This window comes from Fibrobacter sp. UBA3629, assembly GCF_002374005.1.
Lineage (GTDB): Bacteria > Fibrobacterota > Fibrobacteria > Fibrobacterales > Fibrobacteraceae > Fibrobacter.
The window spans coordinates 14,157-32,990 of the sequence record NZ_DFLC01000006.1 but is presented as its reverse complement, the minus strand read 5'-3'; the positions used below and the strand labels follow the sequence as shown (position 1 = coordinate 32,990).

Below are 18,834 nucleotides of genomic sequence, written 5' to 3'. Positions count from 1 at the left end.
ATGAAGTTCTATAACAAGTGGCCGTTCCATATTGGTGTAATCGTTTTTAGCATTGTGGCAGACCAGCTCACGAAACTGTGGGCGCTTGCCCGGTTCACGAACGAGACGGGTGCGCCGAACCATGATTTTATCAACGTGATTGGTGAATTTGTGCGCTTCCAGCTGGTCTTTAACAAGGGGGCCGCGTTCAGCAGCCGTCCGCAGGACTTGATGCCGTTCTTGCCTCCTTGGCTGTTCTTCTTGCTGATTTCGGTTGTCGCGACTGTTGTGCTTTTATGGTTTTACAAGTCCATCGACAAGCGCGACTGGATGAGTCGCTTGGGCGTGGTGATGATTCTCGGCGGAGCCGTCGGAAACTTCATCGACCGCATGCGCCTCGGCATGGTTGTCGATTTTATCGATTGCGACTTGCCCGACTTTATCATGACACGTTTCCCGACGTTCAACGTCGCGGATTCCTTCGTTACGGTAGGTGTTGCCATCGTGATTCTGTCGCCTGTTGTTTTGAAGAAACTGCATAAGCAGATCAAGGAAGAAAAGGAAATAGAGAAACAGAAACTTGCCGATTCCAAGGCGCCCGAAGCTAACCAGGAATCGCAGGTGTCTGATGCAACCGAGCCGAAGGATTAGGCATGAACTACCTCGTACAAGAAAAACATTCCGGCGAGCGCATCGACAAGTTCCTTGTCGGCGCAATGGAGAACGTTTCCCGTACCGACGTGCAGAAGTTGATTGCCGCGGGGGAGGTGAAAGTCGGCGGTGCTCCGGCTTCCAAGAATTTCCGCGTGGAGACCGGCATGGTCGTCGTCGTGGAAAAACTTATCGAGAAGCCTTCGAGTACGCTCGAACCCGAGGATATCCCGCTAGACATCGTGTACGAGGACGAGGACATTGTCGTGCTGAACAAGCCGCGCAACCTGGTGGTGCATCCGGGGAGCGGTGTGAGCAAGGGAACGCTTGCCGCAGGGCTCCTGCACCATTTCAAGGACAATCTCTCGGCAGTCAACGGCCCGCTTCGTCCAGGTATCGTGCACCGCCTGGACAAGGATACGCCGGGCCTCATGGTGGTGGCTAAAAACGACGCCGCCCACAGGCATTTGGCGCACCAGCTCGAAACCCGCACGCTGCACCGCACGTACAACGCCCTCGTGTGGGGCTGCCCGCGCGATTTGGAAGGCTGCATTGATGCCCCTATCGGGCGTAACCCGAAAAATCGCCTGAAGATGGCGGTGGTGAAGGGTGGCAGGGAAAGCCGTACGCATTTTGTTGCAAAGCAGTTCTTTGCGATTGCTACTTTGCTCGAACTGCAGCTCGAATCGGGCCGCACGCACCAGATTCGCGTGCATACCCGCTATACGGGCCACCCGGTGGTAGGCGACCCGCTGTATGACGGCCGCGAGGAAAGCTTGAATCGTGTGCCGCCCCTGATGAAGGAAATCGCGGAGAAAATGTTGGAAATAGCTCCGGCGCAGCTCCTGCAGGCGGTGAAGATTGAACTCATCCACCCGCGGACAGGCAAGAAGATGAAGTTCAAGGTTCCGATGGAAGAACCTTTCGCGAAGGTGCTGAAACTCCTGAAGAAGGAATGCCCGGCAGATGCGCCCGTGTTCGACGAGGAAGAAGGATTCCATGAGTTTGATGCGGACATCCGCTTTGACGAAGGTTTCGATGACGAACTCGATGAGGAATCGCTCGACAAGTTCGATGAATGCGTCTTCCCGGAGCTGAAGGAGCGTAAAACCCGCGCCCAGCGTCATGCAGAGAAGGCTGCTACGGCCGCGCAGCGCAGGGCGAAGGCCGCTGAACGCAAACTCATCAGGCAGATGAAGTCCGCGCGTCGTAAAGGGATTTCTGCCGAGGACTTCGTGGAACCCGGTTACGAACCCACGATTGACCCGGATTTGCTTTAGTTTTTAAGGTCTTGGACGATGACTGATTCATATTTCTTTATCGGTGTTGCGGGCGTGGGCATGAGTGCCATCGCGCAGTACTTGGCGGGCAAGGGCGTCGCGGTGAGCGGGTCCGACCGTCAGTTCGGTGAATTCCTTGCGGGCAAGTGCGAAAAGCCGCTCGTGATGGGTCAGCTCGAAGATTGCGGAATCAAGTGCTTTGCGCAGGACGGCTCGGGCATTGTCGCGGGCCTCTCTGCCGTGGTGGTGAGTACTGCCATTGAGGATACGAACCCCGACTTGAAGCGTGCGAAGGAACTCGGCGTCCCCGTGATGCACCGTAGCGAGATGCTCGCGAAGATTTCGAAGGAAGCCCGCACGATTGCGGTGAGCGGAACGAGCGGTAAAAGCACCGTGACCGCGATGATTTACCATATTCTGGAATACGCCGGACTCCAGCCCTCCGTGATGACGGGGGCGGGCCTCGTGAACCTGCAGGCGCAGGGCAAGATCGGTAACGCCGTGAGCGGCAAGGGCGAGTGGCTCGTGGTGGAAGCCGACGAGAGCGACGGAACCCTCGTGCGCTACGAGCCGGAAATCGGCCTGATTCTCAATGTGGACAAGGACCACAAGGAAATGGACGAACTGCAGGAAATCTTCCTTAAGTTCAGCCACAATATCCTGGACAACGGAAAAATTCTCATCGTGAACGATGCGCACCCGCTGGCAAAGAAGTTCAGCGCGGGTCGCGAATTCGATTTCGGGTTCGAGAACTACGTGGGCGTGCAGGGTACGGACTTCAAGACCGCGGGTACGCATATCAAGTTCCGCGTGCGCCATAAGGCGGAACTCGTGAATTTCGAGGTGCCGCTCCCGGGCAAGCACAACATGGAAAATGCGCTTGCGGCGACCGCCGCCGCGCTTCGCGCCGGAGTGTCGCTCCATACGTGTGCCGACGCGCTTGCAACGTTCCCGGGCGTGTTCCGCCGCCATCAGATTTTAGGAACGTTCAATGGCGTTACCCTCGTGGATGACTTCGCGCATAACCCGGCAAAGATTGCGGCAAGCATCAGGAGTGCGCAGGACTTTACCGAGGGCCGCGTGATTGCCTGGTTCCAACCGCACGGCTTTGGGCCCACGCGTTTTTTGCGGCATGACCTCGTGGAATTCATCGCGAAGACGCTCCGCCCGAAGGATTTTGACTTCGATCGCGACAACGACATGATGTTCTTCAGCGAGATCTACTATGCGGGCGGTACCGTCACGCGCGATATAAGTGCGGGCGACCTTGCAGACGACCTCTTGCTGAAGGGCTGCGAGGCCATCTACATCGAGAACCGTGACGAATGCGCGAAGAAGATGGTGGAATGCGCCCAGCCCGGCGACACCATCTTGCTGATGGGAGCTCGCGACCCGAGTTTGCAGGCGTATGCGCAATCGGTACAGAAACTCCTTGAAAACAAATAAAGATCCCCACCTTTCGTCCACAAAGTGGATAACTCAACTAGGGCAACAAGTTGCCAAGTTTCGTATAGCGGGGATGACATTCAATGAACTGAAGCTTTGGCGGCTCTTTTTTCGATTACAGTAAATTGAACTTGCCGCCGCCGAGATTCTGACAGACGCGGTTCCTTCCGTTTTCTTTAGCCTGATAGACCGCCTGGTCGGCGCGTTCGATGAGGCTTGCGACGGTGTCCCCGTCAACGCGTTCGGCAAAGCCGATGCTCACCGTAACAGGGATGACGTTTCCGTCGGGGAGCACCACGCTCATGTTTTCCATGTTGCTGCGGATGCGTTCGGCGATAACCTTCGCGTTTTCGGTCGTGGTTCCGGGGAGGAATACGGTAAATTCTTCGCCGCCGTAGCGCACGGGCATGTCGGAGGGGCGGAGGCTGTGCACTAGGGTCCTTGCTACAGAGATAAGCACCTGGTCACCGGCGAGGTGGCCGTAGGTGTCGTTCACGTTCTTGAAGTGGTCGACATCGATCATGAACGCGGTGAGCGAGAAGTTGCCAATGTTGCTGCGGTTGATTTCGCGCGTGTACATCTCTTCGAGCCAGCGGCGGTTGTGGAGCCCGGTCATGGGGTCGATTTTCGCGAATTCTTCCATGCAGCGGATGTGGTACTGTTCCTCGCAGACGACCTTGTTGTTGTTGCGGAGCCTCTGGCTCAGGATATGCAGGAAGTTCAGGCAAAGTTGGTGTGATGCGTGGACCATGACCGTTGCCACGTCTGCCGGGATGATAAGGAGCTTGCTTTTTTCCTTGGCGCTTACGGTTGCGCTAGGCTTGATGTCGTCGAAGATGGACATTTCCCCGGCGCAGTGTCCGGGTTTGATGGTGTCGGTGAATTCTCCGCCCTGGGATTCGAGCTTGACTTCGAGAAGGCCTTCCAGGAGGATAATCAGGCGTTGATTCTCGAGTTCCGGGTAGATGAGCTTGGTTCCCGGTTCGACAATTTCAGTCGAGCAGGAAAGGAGATAGCCCGCCAGTTTTTCGAACTGCACGTTCTTGAAGATATCCAGATTGTAGAAGGTATTTCTGGAAATGGGTAGTGTTTCGAGTTCGTCGTAGTTCATAGGATTATTATATATTTTATTTTGCGATATAGAATAGCATGGTATATAAAAATAGGCTTTAAATTGAAAAAAATACTTTTGAAATCGGCCCTGGTCGAGACGGAATGCGATAAAACGTCGCGAAAGGACATTGTTATAGGGGACGGGCGGTTCCTGAAAATAGCGGATGCGGCTGCTCCGGCAGATGCCGATGGGGCCGAAATTGTCGATTGCTCGCATTTTGCCGTGCTCCCGGCGTTTTACAACGGGCACACGCATGCGGCCATGACCCTTTTGCGCGGGTATGCCGATGATATGCCGCTCCAGAAGTGGCTGCAGGAATACATCTGGCCGTTCGAGGCCAAACTTACGGGTGACGATATCGACGTGGCTTGTCGACTTGCCCTTCTCGAGATGATTAAGTCGGGTACGGTTTTCTTTGCCGACATGTACTGGCATCGCGAACGTACCATCAAGGTTGTCGGGGAGATGGGCATACGTGCTGCAGTGGGCGTGACGTTTGCGGAATCTCTCATGTCGCCAGAAGCGATTGAGGGCAATTTCAAGTTCCTTGCCGCGCATACCGGTGAATCGGAACGCGTGCGCCTTGCGGTTGCCCCGCATTCCGTATACACAGTGGGCGAGACGCTGCTGAAGCGCTGTGCCGACTTTGCCCGTTCCGAAAATTTCATGGTCCATACGCACCTCTCCGAAACGAAAAAGGAACTGGAAGATTGCGAAAGGCAGTACGGGTGCAGTCCGGTCCGCCTGCTGGAACGTGCGGGAATGCTCGGTTCGAACCTCGCTGCGGCGCATTGCGTTCATCTCTCGGATGACGACATGAAGGCATTCGTGGATTCGGGCGCGACGGCGGTATTGAACCCGAATTCGAACTTGAAACTTGCAAGCGGTATCCCGCCGATTGACCGCCTGTTGCGTGCCGGTGCAAATGTCGCCCTCGGTACGGACGGCGATTCTTCGAACAACAACCTCGACATGCACGAGGAGATGAAGCTTGCGGCGTTGCTTGCGAAAGTGCAGGGCGGTGCCGAAACTTTGCCTGCGCACGACGCGCTTAGAATGGCGACGGTGAACTCTGCGCGCGCCTACGGGCTAATGGATGCCGGCGAAATCAAGGAAGGCTACCTCGCGGATTGCCTGCTGGTCGACCTGAAGAACGAGCGGATGGTGCCTGGTCACAACCTGGTAAGTAACTGGGTGTACGCTGCCGACAGCAGTTGCATCGATTCGGTTATCTGTAACGGAAAGTTCGTAATGCGTGGCCGCCACGTGGATGGCGAAGAAGAAATTGTGCGTGAAGCCGAAGCCTGTGCGAAACGGCTAGCCTATTAAGGCGTGCCGCTTACTTGTCCGCCTTTTCCTTGACCTTGGAAACGGCGGAGTCTTTTTTTGCGTCAATCTTCTTGACTAGGGAATCCTTCTTTTCTTCGATTGCCTTTACGGCGGCTTCCTTGGCCTGCTCTGCGGCCTGGACGGAGGATTCCTTGACCTTTTCGACGGCTTTGTTCGTTAATTCGTTGCTGAGCTTCTTTGCCCTTTCTTCGGCCATTCCCACGAGGTCAACTTCCTTGGACGAGAATCCGAACAATTCGATGTTCCTTTTGTAAAGGCTGTAGGCGATAGCGTCGTTGCGAGCCTCGCGCAGGTCGCCGGAAACGGGCAGGATGTGGAGGATGGTCAGCAATACGAAACAGATGAGCCATCCCTTGCATAAACCCAGGATGCCGCCAAGGATGCGGTTTGCTTTTCCGAGCGAGGTGTCCTTGATTTTTTTTTCGAAGAAATGCCCGACGACGAACAAGGTGAGAAACGGGATGAGGAACCCGAGGCAGATGCAGACAATCCTGACGGTGAAACTGCCGATTTGCAGGTTGGACGCAATGGTGTTTCCCAGGAGGTCGTACGAGAAATATGCGCCGGCGATGGCGGTGGCCCAGGCGAGCACGCGGAACAACCCTTTCAGGAAACCGCGCCACACACCGATGAGTGTCAAGACGAGAATGCAAATGAGGCTGAATATGTCAATCCAATTCATAGTGACCTTTAAGTTCTTTTAGATGCTTGAAATGAGCAAGAATGCGCCTGCTGTAACTGCGATGGAGGACAGTGCGGTAATCGCGATAATCAGTTTGGACCTGTTTGCATATGTTTCCGGCTCGATGGTTGTTTTTTCGCCCTTCATGGTGGAGTTGACCCAGTCGGCGAGGTAGGGGGTAAGGTCGCGCGGGTAAATTCGCATGATGCGGCTGAGCTCTGCGGCTGCGTCGGCTGCCGAAAGAGGCCTCTTGGAGGGCTTCTTTTCAAGAAGACGCGTGATGAGCTTTACCAGTTCCTTTGGTGTGTCCGGCGGGAAAGCCTTTTTGCCAATGACCATCCTGCGGATATTCTGGAATGTCTCGTTTAGCGACTGTCCGCGGAATACGTTCTCGCCAAGGAGCATCTCGCTTGCGATGATGCCCATGCTGAAAAGGTCAGAAGCGGGCGTGGCTTCGTCTCCGACGGTCTGTTCGGGACTCATGTAGGCGCCGGTGCCGATTTGCGAGCCTGCCATGGTGAGCGTCATGTCGTCTTCGTAGCGCTTGTCGACGTGTGCGACGCCGAAATCGAGCAGGCGGATTCGGCCGTCGCGGTCAATCATCATGTTCGCGGGTTTCAGGTCGCGGTGGACGATGCCCGCACGGTGCACGGCGCTCAATGCGAGGAATATCTCGTGGAGGATCGCCATCACGACCCATACGGGCGGACGCTTGCACACATCGAGGATTTCGCGCAGGTTCTTTCCCATCACGAATTCCATCGAAAGCGAAAGCTGGCCGTCGGCTTCTTTCCAGAGGGCGTAAGGAACGACGATGGCGGGGTGGTTGAGGTGGGCGAGGATGGTCGCCTCCTGCTGGAAGCGGTAGATGAAGGAATCCTGGTCCAGAAGCTTCGGGACCATCTGCTTCACGATGACCATGCGGTCGAGCGACTCGTCGTGACAGAGCCATACGTTTCCCATGGCTCCGTGCCCGAGCATCTGCGTCGGCGTGTAGCCTCCGATTCGCTTCGGCAATGCGTCCTTTGTCTTTTTTGCCACAGCCATCTTGTCTGCCCTACTTCTTGTCGTTCAGGTAAATCGTGTGGTGTTTCGTTTTCGGGTCGGGATTCGGGTAATCGAGGATGTAGTGTAGTCCGCGAGATTCCTTGCGGTGGAGCGCCGCAATCAGGATCATCTTCGAAACCTGGAGAGCGTTCAGGAATTCGATGAAGTAGAAGTTGTCCGTCTCCTTGTTCTTGACGGCGGCGTCCACGTCCTTTTCAAGCCCTTCGATAATTTTGAGTCCCTGGTTGAGTCCTGCGACGGTGCGGACGATTCCGCAGTGTGTCCACATTGTATCCTGGAGGATTTTTTTGCGCTTGTGCCAGTAGGCGCCCTTCGTGAAGGTGACGTGCTCTTTCTTGTTGGATTTTTTCACGTCGATCTTCGCATTGAGAAGTCCGCTTTCGAGGATGTTGTCGACGGCGCGGATGGCAAAGACGACGCTTTCGAGAAGCGAATTCGAGGCGAGACGGTTTGCGCCGTGGACGCCCGTCGCGGCGACTTCGCCGCAGGCGTACAGGCCCTTGATCTCGGTCCTCGACCAAGTATCGACCAGTACGCCTCCGCACATGTAATGTGCGGCGGGCACCACGGGAATCCACTCCTTCGTGATGTCGATGCCTGCGTCGAGGCACTTCGCGTAGATGTTCGGGAAGTGGCTCTTGATATCCTTCGGGGTGCGGCCCGAGAGGTCGATAAACATGTTGGGCTTGCCGAGCCGTTGCATCTCGCTGTGTATGGCGCGGGCCACGATGTCACGCGGCGCGAGCGAATGGAGCGGGTGCACCTGGTTCATGAATTCTTCGCCCTTGTAGTTCTTGAGGATGCCGCCGAATCCGCGCACCGCTTCCGAAATCAGGAAGGGCTTCTTGAGTTGCGGGGCGTAGAGGCTTGTCGGGTGGAACTGCATGAACTCGATATCCTGCAGGCCGGCGCCTGCACGGGCCGCAATCGCCATGCCGTCGCCACAGCTGTCGGGCGGGCAAACGGTGTACTGCCAGATACGGCCAGCACCGCCGGTCGAAAGGATGGAAGCCTTTGCAAGCAGGTCTTCGACAAGGCCCGTCTTCTGGTGGATGATCTTTGCACCCACGCAGCGCTTGTTCTTGCCTTCGCCCTTGCAGATGAGGTCCTTGATGTAGCAGTTCTCGATGTAATGGATGTTCTTGTGCTTGTGGAGCTCGGCGAGGAGCGCCCGCATGATTTCCTTGCCGGTGAGGTCCGCCGCATGCAAGATGCGGTGGTGGCTGTGGCCGCCTTCGAGGTGCAGGTCGAACTGTGTCTTGTCGGCGGGCGAGGGGGTGAACTGCACGCCCCACTTGACGAGTTGCTTGATGGTCGCGGGTCCGCTCTTGGTGAGGATGTTCACCGGCTCTTTTTTGCAGAGGCCGGCTCCCGCTTCGAGCGTGTCGTCAATATGGAACTTGAACTTGTCTGTCTTTTCGGTGACGGTCGCGATGCCGCCCTGTGCGTAGTTCGATGAACCATCCGGCTTTGCGCCCTTTGTTAAAATAACGACCGAGAGGCCTTTTTCTGCCGCGTGGATGGCGGCGGAGAGGCCGGAAATGCCGGCCCCGAGGACTAGAATATCGTACATGACCAAACTCCGTTGGTTGGTTTTATGTCCCAACGATAGAAAAAAAGAGCCTTCTTGATTATATATCGCATTTATTTGTTATATTTTGCCCCGACAAAAATTTCTATGGAGTCTAATCTATGTTAACGTGGATTAATGAAAAAGCTAAATGGGTCATCGTCATTTTCGCGGTGGGTATCGCTGTCGGTCTTCTTGCCATGGACCGCGTCCCCAAGACGGCGCAGAGCTATCCGATTGTGGAAGTGAACGGCCACAAGGTGTCTTCTGTCGAATTTGATACCCGTATCAAGATGATTCAGCAGAACCAGAATGGCGAACAGCATCTCGATGACGAACAGTATGCCCAGCTTCGTAATGATGTCCTTCGCTCTTTCGTCCGTCAGATCCTGCAGGACGAACAGATTGAAAAAGCCGGACTGGCAGCCTCGGTTGTTGAACTCAAGGCCGAATTCAAGAACAATTCCAATGCTGTCCGTAGCCGCTTGGTGCAGGAAGCCCAGTACCGTCTTGCCGCTATCCAGCAGCAGGCGACTTCCCAGGAAGACTTGATGCAGCGCAGCCAGGCCTACATCGCCAGTCTTCCCAAGTTCATGGTCGATACCGCGGCCACCAAGGAAGATTACGAAGCTTGGCTCGAAACTCCCGAAGCTTTCAAGTGGGGCTCGATGCTCCAGATTGAAGAAGAACTCAAGACCAAGAGCGTTCCGATGCGTCAACTTCAAGTGCTGGTCGGGGCTTCCGTCCATCCGACTTCGCTCGAAGCCAAGTGGTCGGCCAACCGCCGCCTGACCGATTTCGATGTTGATGTCGCTTTCGCTTCCAATAGCGATTTTGCCGTTGCCGACGATGTCGTCGATACCGCCATGGTGAAGGGCTACTTCAACGCTCACCAGGATAGCTTCTTTGTCGAAAACGATGCAGTGAAGTTCAATTACGTCGTGCTTCCTGTTGCGGCGACCGCCGGCGACGAGGAACGCATCCGCGAATACGCGATGACGATTTACTTCCAGCTTGCCGACACGTCCTCGACGGCTGATTTCGAAGAAATGGCCCGCATCTCTTCCGAGGACCCGGGCAGCGCAGCCAACGGCGGCATCCTGGAACAGCCCGCAGGCAAGGGTCTTTTCGTGCCTGAATTCGAGAAGGCCGCTCTCGCCCTTGATTCCGGTGCCATTTCCGAACCGGTCCGTTCCCAGTATGGCTACCACATCATCAAGAGCTTCGGCAAGACGACGGATTCTACCGGTGCCGTGACGGCCAAGGTCGGCCACATCCTCCTTGTCGTGAACGCATCCTCCGAAACGATTGACAGTCTCGAACGCATCCTGACGGGGATCAAGACCGAAGTCGATGCCGGAAAGGATTTTGCCGCTGCCGCCAAGGAACGCGGACTTGAAGTCAAGGAATCTGAATGGATTGGCCACAACGGAAGCATTTCCGCTGTCGGATACCTGAGGGGTCTTGTCTCGTATGCTTGGCCCAACGAAAACCTCCCGGACGAAAGCGGAATCGCTTCTCCGGTTCTCAAGAACAGCAAGTATGTCGCTTTGGCTGTGAAGGCTAAGGAACTCAAGGCTGGTGCCCGCGACCTGGATATGCATTTCGATGCTATCAAGAACAACCTGAAGGCCAAGAAGTCTGCCGCTGCCGCTGCCGCCTATCTCAACTCCGTTGCCGCCAAGGTGAAGGAATGGAAGGGCGCTGCCGATTCTACAAAGATCGAGAAGGTTAGCCTCCAGAACCAGAAGTCTTCTGCTGAAGGTTTCGTTCCCGGATTCGGTTATGCGAGCACGAACCTCTACAAGGTGCTCAATGGCCAGAAGGTTGGCGAATGGGGCCCGGTCATCGAAACGGAACTCGGTGCTGTCATGGTCCGCGTGAACAACAAGATCGAACCGGAAGCCTCCGCTGTCGAAACGGCCGTCAAGGACGAAGTTGAAAACAGCAGCCGTTTCGTCGGCATGACCGTGTTCAACGAGTTTGTCGGCAATCTCGAAAAGGGAACGCCTGTAGAGAGCAACCTGGACCTCTTCTACAAGGAATAAAAAAAATGCGTCGGCAGGTTCAAACCTGTTGACGCGGGTGTAGATTTTTTCTATACTTGTGCCGCTTGGCACACTTGCCCCTATCGTCTAGTGGCCCAGGACTCGGGATTCTCATTCCCGCAACAGCGGTTCGAGTCCGCTTGGGGGTACTAAAGAACTCATTTCGGTGAGTTCTTTATTTTTTTTTGTGTGAAAATGGTGCTTTTTTAAGTTATTTTATTTGCATGAAGAAGAAAGTGATAATTTTTGTGCTCTTGATGTCGACTGCGCTTTTTGCGGTTGAACCGATGCCGGACCTGGTGGACTCGCGAGACAAGCAGGTCTACAAGACGGTGCAGATAGGCGAACAGCGCTGGATGGCCGAGAATTTGCGCTTCAAGCTCAAGGGAACCGAATGCTACAACAAGCAGGAAGTAAATTGCGAGGAATACGGTCGCCTTTATACATGGGCGGCGGCGATGAGGCTTGTCGACTATTACAATTCCACATCCATTACCAAGCTTAAAAAGCGCGTGCACGACGTTTGCCCCGCGGGTTGGCATGTCCCGACCAACAAGGAATGGAAGAAGATGAAGTATTTTGTGGGCAAGACGGGAAAGAGCGACGGTGTGGGCATCAGCCTCAAGTCCAAGGATGGCTGGGACCGGGAATTGCGCCTGCCTTTCGGAAGCGACGAGTTTGGCTTCAATGCCCTGCCTGCCGGCGAAAAGTATTTCATCGGCGAGTTCATGGACAAGGGGGCGTCGGCCCAGTTCTGGGCGGCAACCGAGTACGATGCGGGCGGAGCTTATTTTTGGCGCTTGACATACGACTCCAAGTCATTCGACAAGGTTCTCGATACCAAGGACAACGCTGTTTCCGTCCGCTGCGTCGAAGATAAACTCTACAAGATCAAGGAGCCGCCTCCGCCTCCGGTTGTCGTGCAACCCGAGGTCATGAAGGTGCAGAACAGGGAAATTTACGCGATACATATCGGTGACCAGGTGTGGATGGCCAAGAATCTGGATGTGGATGTTCCGGGAAGCTTCTGCTATGGAGGCGATTCGGCGAACTGTGCGAAGTACGGCAGGCTCTACACCTGGGCTGCGGCGATGAAACTTTCGAACGACTACTCGGAATTGACTGCTCGCGATTCTGTCAAGCGCGTTCATCGAGGCGTGTGCCCTGTCGGCTGGCATGTGCCGAGCATCTATGATTTTGAGCGCCTGAATGCGTATATTCAGGACATAGATGACGCGGTGGCCGTGGGAACAAACCTCAAGGCGCGCGGTGTGTGGCCGGAAACGGAAAATTCGATGCCCGGTGAAAACGGGTTCGGTTTCAACGCGTTGCCGTCCGGTTTCTTGCCCGCTGTCTCTGCGTTTACCGGAAGGGATTCTGCAACCGGATTCTGGAGTACGGCCGAGAAGGATTCCGTGTCGGCCTTCTTCTGGTCGCTACGCTATGATGGCGACGACCTGTTGCGCGACAGTTCAGGAAAGGCAGCTGCCTTCCCGGTGCGCTGCGTGATGGATCCGCCCGGTATCGATGAAATTTACGACAGCACGGCGATTTACGATTCCCGCGACGAAAACCACTACAAGACGGTTCTCATCGGGAACAAGAGGTGGATGGCCGAGAACCTGCGCTTTGCCGCTCCCGGAAGCTTCTGCTACGAGGACAAGGATATTCGGTGCCGTAGCTACGGTAGGCTTTATCCGTGGCATGTGGCGATGAGACTTCCTGCCGACTTTATTGTTAATCCGGTCGAGGGTGCAATTCTGGAAGAACATCAGGGAATTTGCCCGGTTGGCTGGCATGTGCCTTCGCAGAAGGAATGGGACGAACTTGTCTCCAGTATCGCTCAGATTGGGAAGGGGAGTGTCGCTTCCGCGATGAAGATGCGCGAAGGCTGGGTCCGTGGCGGTGCGCCCATTACAGAAGTTTCTGGCTTTAACGCGATTCCTGCGGGGGCGCGCTACAGCGACGGCGAATTCATGGAACTCGGCTCCAGCGCCTATTTCTGGGAAGCGTCCGGCGGTGGGGACGTAGGCGCTGCCTACTGGAATCTCATCAACAGCAAGGATGAGCTGATGCGTGCGGAAGATTTCGAAGGCACGTCGTTTTCCCTGCGCTGCGTCCAGGATACGCCTAGGGAAGCCGCGAATGATTCGCTATTGCAGATGATGTCGCCGGAGCCTAACAAGCCTTGATGAAATAGCGAAACGGGCTTAGAATAAACTTAATTGACCGTTGGCGTCGGCGGCGGTCTTTTTGCTACCATTTTTTTCGACATTGGCGGAATCGGGGGTTTCGCCGCTATCGCCGCTATCGCCGCTATCGCTGTTCGCGATTTGTGCGAGGAGCCACGCCTCGTCGTGTACGGGAATCCCGAGTTCGTTTGCCTTGGTGAGCTTAGATCCGGCGGCTTCGCCCGCGAGGACCCAGCTCGTTTTCTTGCTTACGGAACCCGATACCTTGCCGCCGTTTTCTTCGATGAGCTTGCGGGCTTCGTCGCGGTCCATGCTTGGGAGCGTTCCGGTGATGACTGCGGTTTGCCCCTGGAAAAGCGTCTTCACGACGCCCTTGAATTCGGTGGGGCAGCCGAGCGCAATGAGTTCTTCGACCTCGTTGCGGTAGCGTTCGGTGTGGAAGAAGTCGTAGACGGATTTCCCGATGCGTTCGCCCACGTCCGTTACGTTTTGCAGGTCTTCGACGGTTGCGGCGCGGATTTTATCGAGCGTGCGGAAATGCTTGGCGAGATTCCTGGCGCTGGTGCGGCCCACGAAGCGGATGCCGAGGCCGTGCAACAGGTTTTCGAGGCTACGCTCCTTGGAGGCTGCGATGGCGTCGTAGACGTTCTTCGCACTCTTCTTGGCCATGCGTTCCTGCGATTCAAGGTCTTCGATGGTGAGGCGGTACAGGTCCGGAATGCGCTTGATTTTGCCCGTGGCAATCAGGCTTGCGATGAGGGCGGGGCCGAGGTTTTCGATGTTCATGGCCTCGCGGCTCACGAAATGTTCGAACAGGCATTGCACCTGCGCTGCACAGTGCATGTTTTCGCAGCGCAAAATCACTTCGTCGTCGATGTGGGTGAGCGGTTCTCCGCAAACGGGGCATTTTTCGGGTGCCTTTACGGGTTCGGCTCCGATAGGGCGGAGTTCCTTCTTGACGTCGGTGATTTTTGGGATGATTTCGCCGCCCTTCTCGACGCCGACGGTGTCGCCGTAATGCAGGTCCAGACGCGAGACCTCGTCGAAGTTGTGGAGGGTGGCGCGCTTGACGGTAGTGCCCGCGAGGCGCACGGGTGCAAGGTTCGCGACCGGCGTCACGGCCCCGGTGCGGCCCACCTGGAATTCCACGGAAAGGAGCGGTGTGTAAGCGCGCTCGGCCTTGAACTTGTAGGCGATGGCCCAGCGCGGGCTCTTGCTTGTGGTACCGAGGGCACGCTGCATGGCAAGGTCGTTCAGCTTTACGACCATGCCGTCAATTTCGAAAGGAAGGCTGTCGCGGCTCGCTCCAATCTGCTCCGAAATCTTCATGATTTCATCGGTGGTGTCGGCAGTCCAGTAGTCGTTGGTGTGGAATCCGAGGCGCTTGAGCTGCAGCAGGTTTTCTTCGTGGGTCTTGTTGTTGCTCTGCGGAATGTGGTAGGCAAAGAAGCGCATCGGGCGCGTCTTGCATTCGGCGACACTCTTGAGCTTGAGCGAACCCGAAACTGTGTTGCGCGGGTTCTGGAAAATTTTCTTGCCTTCCAAGATAAACTGCTCGTTCAGGCGTTCGAAAGCTTTGCGCTCCATGTAGACTTCGCCGCGTACCTCGAATGTGCCCTGCGGGATTTCGCTCGGGTCAATCTTCAGCTTCTTCGCGTCAAAGTATTCGGGAATGTCCGCAATCGTAAGCGCATTTAAAGTCACGTCGTCGCCCTGGGCGCCGTCGCCGCGGGTAGCCGCCTGTTTCAAGCGTCCGTTCTCGTACACGATGGAGAGCGAAACGCCGTCGATTTTCCGCTCGCAAATCCATTTAGCGCGCTTCTTGCCCCCCGCGTCATCCTGAGGAGCTGAATCCAGACTTGCGATTCCATCCTCTGCTGCCCTGACGAATTCCGCCATCTCTTCGGCGCTGTAAACGTTTGCGATGCTCAGCATCGGCACGGCGTGCGCGACCTTCGCGAAGTCGTTGGTGAGGTCGCTGCCCACGCGCTGGGTGAGTGAATCCTTTCCGCGCAGTTCCGGGTATTTCGCCTCGAGCGCTTCCATCTCCTTGAGCCCGAAGTCGAAATCCTGGTCGCTCATGGGGGAGTAGCCGTCCTTGTAGTAAAGTCGGCTTGCTTCTTCTAGCTGTTTTTTCAGCTCGAAATACCGGGTGAGGTCAATCTCTTTCTGGTCCATTTTTATTGTCTCTTTTCGTTTTAAATATAAAAAAGATGGGGGAAAATTATATTTTTTAAACAAACTATGCGAAAGATTTGCCTGCTGATTGTATTTCTTTGCGCTTTTGCCGCATGGGCGGACGATTACGTCGTCCTCTCGCCCAGTTTTGTACCGCAGGCGCTTTTGGCAAGGCAAATTGCTCCAGGAAGTTCGCGCATCTTTTCGTTCTCGACTTCTATTGGATCTTGTGATTACTGTAATATAACGGGGAATATCGTTAGCACTAGCGAGGATTTGCAAAGTCATTACTCGCGTGACAAGGTTGATGGGTCGAGCTTCCGCTTCGAAATGAACCTGGTCGATTTCAAATGGCCCAGAACAAAAAATACCGCGGGTGCGGAACATTGGGCCGGCCATCGTCTTGGTGGCGGATTGTTTTTGAATGCCTATTATTCTGCCCTTTTGAAAGTGGGTCTTTATCCCATGGTGGTTCAGTGGTTGGGCCCCCTTTATCTGGCGGCGACGTACGATCTGTCATACGGATGTTATTTTGGTTATGACGAAGATAATGCCATGACGACCGATGTCCATGAGAGTTTGCTTACGGGTAGCCTTAATGTCGGCGGCGGAACCATGGTGTTCATGAACAACCACGGCCTGGGCGTTGGACTCCATGGAGGACTCCGTCAGATGCACATTATCAATCCCGGTTCCCGCGTCTATACCGGTACCGACTACCGTACGGGGAGTCGTATAGATCCGGCCCTTCAGGATGGCTACCACGTCGAGGACTGGATTTATTACTATGGCATCGATTTTGTTGGCTATACAAACATCCCGTTGTTAAAAGAGTCTAACACCAAAAATCATCAGGGGTATATATTCTCTTTCGAAATGGGAACGCGTCCGGACGATAACCCGCTTATTTATTGGGCTTTTTCAATGAGTCTGCTCTTATGACGGTCGGATTGAAAAATAAGGCGGCCCTGTTGTTGCTCCTTTTGGTTGCTGCATGTCTTGCTGGTTGCAGTTCCGTGATGCGTCCGCCTCCCGCGGCGGCCTATATGGATAGCTATGCGAAAGATGGTGCGGTCGGAAGTTTCGGATTGTCATATTATGCGGGCGACCTGGAAAATGGCAGACACGAGAACAATTCCTACAGCCATTACAGCTATGCCGAGTGGTGGGGCGACGTGAACCTTGCCAGCTATATTAGCGGGGGCTATTTTACATTTGGGCTGGGTTACCAGACATTTTCTCCGTTCATGCAGATGGGTTTTGTCTCTCCCTATTTGGGGCTTACGGCTTGGAGCAACATGAACGCGATTGTCATACCCGCAATAAAATCCGATGAGCGCGGTGCGCTGTGGCGTTATTCCGGCGGCGGAATGGCGATAGAACAGATTCCGTTGAACGACAACTGGAAAATCGGTTTTACGGAACACCTTTCCAGGAACGGCCGCGAAGTCTATTATGTCGATGATGATTGCTTGTCGATTGATTGCAAAATTCCGGTTCCGCGGCCCCGCTTTTACACGGAAGTTGGCGGCGGATTCTATGTGTCAAAGAAAATTGGGAACGACAGCAGGGTTTCGTTGGAATTCCGCTACGGTCGCGACTTGGATGAAGACCGGAACCGCTTTGCTCTGACTTTGGATATCTGGTCATCCACCACGGCGACACTCGGCGGAAACGACGTGATGCGTTCGATGGCGAAAAAGAATGCCAAGAAAATGAGGGAAATTGATGCAGTATATGCCGACAGCTTGCGGGATGAAAATGGGAAAATCGATTCGCTGCATACCATCAAGCGTCAGTGGTTCCGGATTCCGGATTCCTCGAAAACCATGTCGCTTGCGGAACATCCGAGCGATTCCGTGACTGCGGTTACGTCCAAGGGAATCTGCTATGATGAAGGTTCCAGGAGTGTATGGCTCAAGCAGGATTACGGGAATACGGCCTACAGGGTGCCCGTCGATTCTTTCGATTATTGTCAACAGATGGAACGCAAGGTTCTTTTCTGGCCATCTTTGTTGGTCGGGACGTTGTCCTTCTTGCCTGGGGCTCTGGCTACCAATAGTGGTGTAGGGGGACTTATGATTGGCCTTGGAGTTTCTGTGGCTTATTGGGCCGTTTCGAATTTTGCACTTGATTCCGAAGACCTCGTGCCGAAGGTTTATCCGGAATTGTGTTCCGAAAAACATTCTAGGGAAAATGTTCTCGCTTGGCTGAAACAGTACCCTTGCCGAAGCGAAATGCAATCGCAGGAGGCGGGGAAATGAGAGTGAATGCGAAATTCCTCTTGCTGGCCTTGTGCGTCTTGATGCTTGCCGCATGTCTCGACGAAGGTGTTGCGCCCAGGGATATCCGCGGGGATAAAAAATACGATATACCGGTCTCCAGTTCGAGCGTTGCCTCGAGTTCTTTTGTGCCCCAGTCGTCGAGTTCCAAAGAATCCTTGTCGAGTTCCGAAGGAACTTCATCGAGTTCCCTTGAATCGTCTAGTTCTCAGCAATATACCGTCGGATATATTGCCCATGACGGTGATGCGGATTACAAGTTCACGTCCTTTATGGGGTTCACCTGGATTGCGAAAAACGAGGTCTCGGATTGCTACGATTTCTGGAGGTCCGACTGCGCGGATTCTCTGGGGGTCTGCTACGACATGGATGAGGAGAATTGCGCAGAGTACGGAAGGCTTTACACCTGGGCCGAGGCAATGCACCTGCCGGATTCGTGCAATTACACGCAGTGCGAATATTCGGAGAAGCAACGGAGCGTATGCTCCTCTGGCTACCATGTTGCGACCTACCAGGATTGGCAGAATTTGGACTTTGCGCTGGAAGAATCCTGGGATTTTGAGAGATTGTCCTATTATCTGAAATCTTCTGACGAGTGGAACGGCGTAAATCAGTTCGAACTTAATATATTGCCCGGCGGCTACCTGCAAGACGATGATCAGTTTGTGGGGCTAGGGGAGAAAACCCGGTTCTGGGCTCCGCATGATGGTGGTTTGTCGGGCTTTATGTTATTTGACAATTCGGATAGCGCGACTTTCGTAACCAAAACACCGCCGGGACTTGTTCGTGCCTATATCCGCTGCGTGCATGACTAGGAAAACGAGGGGGTATTCTCTCTTTTTCTTGTTTATTACGGAAATTGTAATAAACGCTATTTCTTTTACGTTTTTTGAAATTGAAAATTTGACTGAATTTTAGAATTTGGTTTCTATTTTACATTTTATTTCCGCTTTTTCAATAATTGGCGGGTTGTGCCGCAATTTGGCACGGTTTT

14 protein-coding genes and 1 tRNA gene are annotated in these 18,834 nt (G+C 54.5%); 10 read left to right on the top strand and 5 right to left on the bottom strand.

Annotated elements, in window-relative coordinates; translation table 11 throughout:
• Genes lspA through B2310_RS01300 form a run of 3 tightly spaced genes read left to right on the top strand, consistent with a single transcriptional unit; the run spans window position 1 to window position 3,356 of the window.
• A complete protein-coding gene (gene lspA, locus B2310_RS01310; RefSeq protein ID WP_290728132.1) occupies window positions 1-630 on the top strand; it encodes a signal peptidase II in 630 nt (209 codons plus the stop codon).
• A gap of 2 nt (window positions 631-632) precedes the next feature.
• Window positions 633-1,910 carry an RluA family pseudouridine synthase gene (locus tag B2310_RS01305; RefSeq protein ID WP_290728130.1) on the top strand — a complete coding sequence of 426 codons (1,278 nt, stop codon included), beginning with the start codon at window positions 633-635 and terminating at the stop codon, window positions 1,908-1,910.
• Between the two features lie 18 nt (window positions 1,911-1,928).
• Window positions 1,929-3,356 (top strand): UDP-N-acetylmuramate--L-alanine ligase, encoded by a 1,428-nt coding sequence (locus tag B2310_RS01300; RefSeq protein WP_290727159.1) that lies wholly within the window; start codon window positions 1,929-1,931, stop codon window positions 3,354-3,356.
• 115 nt (window positions 3,357-3,471) lie between these two features.
• Here B2310_RS01300 and B2310_RS01295 read toward each other — a convergent pair whose 3' ends face one another.
• On the bottom strand, window positions 3,472-4,467 hold the full coding sequence (locus B2310_RS01295) for a diguanylate cyclase (protein ID WP_290728128.1): 996 nt from the start codon (window positions 4,465-4,467) through the stop codon (window positions 3,472-3,474).
• A 78-nt stretch (window positions 4,468-4,545) separates the two neighbouring features.
• On the opposite strand from B2310_RS01295, the gene B2310_RS01290 reads away from it, so the two are divergent.
• On the top strand, window positions 4,546-5,799 hold the full coding sequence (locus tag B2310_RS01290; protein ID WP_290728126.1) for an amidohydrolase: 1,254 nt from the start codon (window positions 4,546-4,548) through the stop codon (window positions 5,797-5,799).
• A 10-nt stretch (window positions 5,800-5,809) separates the two neighbouring features.
• Here the strand turns inward: B2310_RS01290 and B2310_RS01285 are convergent, their stop codons facing one another.
• Genes B2310_RS01285 through nadB form a run of 3 tightly spaced genes read right to left on the bottom strand, consistent with a single transcriptional unit; the run spans window position 5,810 to window position 9,143 of the window.
• Complete coding sequence (locus B2310_RS01285) at window positions 5,810-6,502, bottom strand: CvpA family protein (RefSeq protein ID WP_173381512.1); 693 nt, start codon at window positions 6,500-6,502, stop codon at window positions 5,810-5,812.
• Window positions 6,503-6,520: 18 nt separating this feature from the next.
• Complete coding sequence (locus tag B2310_RS01280; RefSeq protein WP_290728124.1) at window positions 6,521-7,543, bottom strand: serine/threonine-protein kinase; 1,023 nt, start codon at window positions 7,541-7,543, stop codon at window positions 6,521-6,523.
• A 16-nt stretch (window positions 7,544-7,559) separates the two neighbouring features.
• Window positions 7,560-9,143 (bottom strand): L-aspartate oxidase, encoded by a 1,584-nt coding sequence (gene nadB / locus B2310_RS01275; RefSeq protein ID WP_290728122.1) that lies wholly within the window; start codon window positions 9,141-9,143, stop codon window positions 7,560-7,562.
• Between the two features lie 119 nt (window positions 9,144-9,262).
• Between nadB and B2310_RS01270 the strand changes: the two genes are divergently transcribed.
• The 3 genes from B2310_RS01270 to B2310_RS01260 all read left to right on the top strand — a co-directional run bounded on the left by B2310_RS01270 (window position 9,263) and on the right by B2310_RS01260 (window position 13,380).
• A complete protein-coding gene (locus B2310_RS01270) occupies window positions 9,263-11,188 on the top strand; it encodes a peptidylprolyl isomerase (RefSeq protein ID WP_290728120.1) in 1,926 nt (641 codons plus the stop codon).
• A gap of 76 nt (window positions 11,189-11,264) precedes the next feature.
• Window positions 11,265-11,337, top strand: a tRNA-Glu gene (locus B2310_RS01265).
• Between the two features lie 75 nt (window positions 11,338-11,412).
• Complete coding sequence (locus tag B2310_RS01260) at window positions 11,413-13,380, top strand: FISUMP domain-containing protein (protein ID WP_290728118.1); 1,968 nt, start codon at window positions 11,413-11,415, stop codon at window positions 13,378-13,380.
• Window positions 13,381-13,398: 18 nt separating this feature from the next.
• Here B2310_RS01260 and ligA read toward each other — a convergent pair whose 3' ends face one another.
• Entirely contained in the window at window positions 13,399-15,558 is a 2,160-nt protein-coding gene (gene ligA / locus B2310_RS01255) for an NAD-dependent DNA ligase LigA (protein WP_290728116.1), read from the bottom strand.
• Window positions 15,559-15,624: 66 nt separating this feature from the next.
• On the opposite strand from ligA, the gene B2310_RS01250 reads away from it, so the two are divergent.
• The 3 genes from B2310_RS01250 to B2310_RS01240 are packed head-to-tail and all read left to right on the top strand — an operon-like array spanning window position 15,625 to window position 18,655.
• Window positions 15,625-16,500: a hypothetical protein gene (locus B2310_RS01250; RefSeq protein WP_290728114.1), complete on the top strand. Its 876-nt coding sequence runs from the start codon at window positions 15,625-15,627 to the stop codon at window positions 16,498-16,500.
• Window positions 16,497-17,822, top strand: coding sequence for a hypothetical protein (locus tag B2310_RS01245; RefSeq protein ID WP_290728112.1), 1,326 nt, complete (start codon window positions 16,497-16,499; stop codon window positions 17,820-17,822). The genes B2310_RS01250 and B2310_RS01245 overlap by 4 nt, the downstream gene beginning before the upstream one ends.
• The gene (locus B2310_RS01240; protein ID WP_290728111.1) at window positions 17,819-18,655 is read left to right on the top strand and encodes an FISUMP domain-containing protein; all 837 of its coding nucleotides are present in this window, start codon (window positions 17,819-17,821) and stop codon (window positions 18,653-18,655) included. Before B2310_RS01245 ends, B2310_RS01240 begins: the two co-directional genes overlap by 4 nt.
• Window positions 18,656-18,834 lie beyond the last annotated feature (179 nt).